The organism is Melaminivora alkalimesophila (assembly GCF_000282995.1).
Taxonomy (GTDB): Bacteria; Pseudomonadota; Gammaproteobacteria; order Burkholderiales; family Burkholderiaceae_C; genus Melaminivora; species Melaminivora alkalimesophila.
Genome location: NZ_ALEE01000355.1, coordinates 1 through 1,971 on the forward strand (window position 1 = coordinate 1; position 1,971 = coordinate 1,971).

The 1,971-nt window shown below is 71.2% G+C and carries 3 protein-coding genes; all 3 read left to right on the forward strand.

Annotated elements, in window-relative coordinates:
- The coding region (locus tag A612_RS06575) for a MerR family DNA-binding protein (RefSeq protein ID WP_019373715.1) at positions 1-288 on the forward strand (288 nt) is incomplete at its 5' end.
- A 94-nt stretch (positions 289-382) separates the two neighbouring features.
- Entirely contained in the window at positions 383-1,261 is an 879-nt protein-coding gene (gene yghU / locus A612_RS06580) for a glutathione-dependent disulfide-bond oxidoreductase (RefSeq protein ID WP_019373716.1), read from the forward strand.
- Between the two features lie 24 nt (positions 1,262-1,285).
- On the forward strand, positions 1,286-1,921 hold the full coding sequence (locus A612_RS06585; protein WP_019373717.1) for a glutathione S-transferase family protein: 636 nt from the start codon (positions 1,286-1,288) through the stop codon (positions 1,919-1,921).
- Positions 1,922-1,971: the final 50 nt, after the last annotated feature.

Below are 1,971 nucleotides of genomic sequence, written 5' to 3' on the forward strand. Positions count from 1 at the left end.
TACCGCCAGTACGGCGAGGCCGACGTCCACACCCTGCGCTTCATCCGCCGCGCGCGCGACCTGGGTTTTTCCATCGAGGAGATCGCCACACTGCTCGGCCTGTGGCAGGACAAGGCACGCGCCAGCAGCCAGGTCAAGCGCATCGCCCAGCAGCACATCGACCACCTGCAGGAGCGCATCGCCGCGCTGCAGGCGATGCAGCGCAGCCTGCAGCAGCTGGTCGGCTGCTGCCACGGCGACGGCCGGCCAGACTGCCCGATCCTGGACGACCTGGCGGCGCAGCCTTGACGCCTGCGCGCGGCCGGGCGTCGCGCGATCGGCTGCAGCAGCGGCGGCCATGGGTTAAAAGGAGGGGATCCCAAGGCATTCCCGGAGCTTGTGCATGACCGACCCCACCCCCTACACCCCGCCGGCCGTCTGGCAATGGAACAAGGACAGCGGCGGGCGCTTCGCCAGCATCAACCGCCCCATCGCCGGCGCCACGCACGACAAGGAACTGCCCGTCGGCCGGCACCCGCTGCAGCTGTACTCGCTCGGCACGCCCAACGGCGTGAAGGTCACGGTGATGCTGGAGGAGCTGCTGGCCCTCGGCCACGCGGGCGCCGAGTACGACGCCTGGCTGATCCGCATCAACGAGGGCGAGCAGTTCGGCAGCGGCTTCGTCGCCGTGAACCCCAACTCCAAGATCCCGGCGCTGCTCGATCGCAGCGACCCCGAGCGCCCGATCCGCGTCTTCGAGTCGGGTGCGATCCTGATGCACCTGGCCGAGAAATTCGGCGCCTTCCTGCCGACCGAGCCGGCGCGCCGCGCCGAGTGCTTGTCGTGGCTGTTCTGGCAGGTGGGAAGCGCCCCCTTCCTGGGCGGCGGCTTCGGGCATTTCTACGCCTATGCGCCGTTCAAGATCGAATACGCCATCGACCGCTACGCCATGGAATCCAAACGCCAGATGGACGTGCTGGACCGCCACCTGGCCGAGCACGAATACCTCGTGGGCGGCGACTACACCATCGCCGACATGGCCGTGTGGCCCTGGTACGGGGCGCTGGCCAAGGGCCAGCTCTACGAGGCCGGCGAATTCCTGCAGGTGCAGGAATACACGCACGTGCGCCGCTGGGCCGAGCAGATCGCCGCGCGCCCGGCCGTGCAGCGCGGGCGCAAGGTCAACCGCACCTTCGGTGCGCCCGAGAGCCAGCTGCACGAGCGCCACGACGCCAGCGACTTCGACACGCGCACGCAGGACAAGCTCAACCCCGCCGCCTGAGCGGCCCACCCCGGAGACCCCGCCATGCTCACCCTGTACGACTGCGCCACCGCCCCGAGCCCGCGCCGCGCCCGCATCTTCCTGGCCGAGAAGGGGATCGCCCACGACACCGTGCAGGTGGACCTCCGAAGCGGCGAGCAGCTCGGCGAGGCCTACCGCCGGATCAACCCGCAGTGCACCGTGCCGGCGCTGCGCACCGAAGACGGCCTGCTGCTGGCCGACAACGCCGCCATTGCCGCCTGGCTGGAGGCGCGCTACCCCGAGCCGCCGCTGCTGGGCAGCACGCCCGAGGAGAAGGCGGAGATCGCCAGCTGGAACTGGCGCATGGAGTTCGAGGGCCTGCTGGCGATCGCCGAGGCGCTGCGCAACAGCTCGCCCGCCATGGCCGGGCGGGCGCTGCCGGGCGCCAGGGACTACGCGCAGATCCCCGAGCTGGCCGAGCGCGGCCGGGCGCGCACGGAGCACTTTCTCGACCTGCTGGACGAGCGGCTGGCCGGGCGCGACTTCGTGGCAGCCGGGCGCTTCAGTGTCGCCGACATCACGGCGGTGGTGGCGGTGGACTTCGCGCGCATCATCAAGTGCAAGCCGCAGGAGGGACGCCACGCCCACCTGCTGCGCTGGCGCGCGAAGATGGCCGAGCGCCCCTCGATGGCGCTGTAGGGCCGCCCGGCTCAGGCGGCCTTCTTTGGCCGCCGCGCCGGCGGCGGGCG

Coding starts and splice junctions, on each gene's coding strand:
- A612_RS06585 (WP_019373717.1), top strand. CDS start 1,286: ATGCTCACCCTGTACGACTGCGCCACCGCCCCGAGCCCGCGCCGCGCC.
- yghU (WP_019373716.1), top strand. CDS start 383: ATGACCGACCCCACCCCCTACACCCCGCCGGCCGTCTGGCAATGGAAC.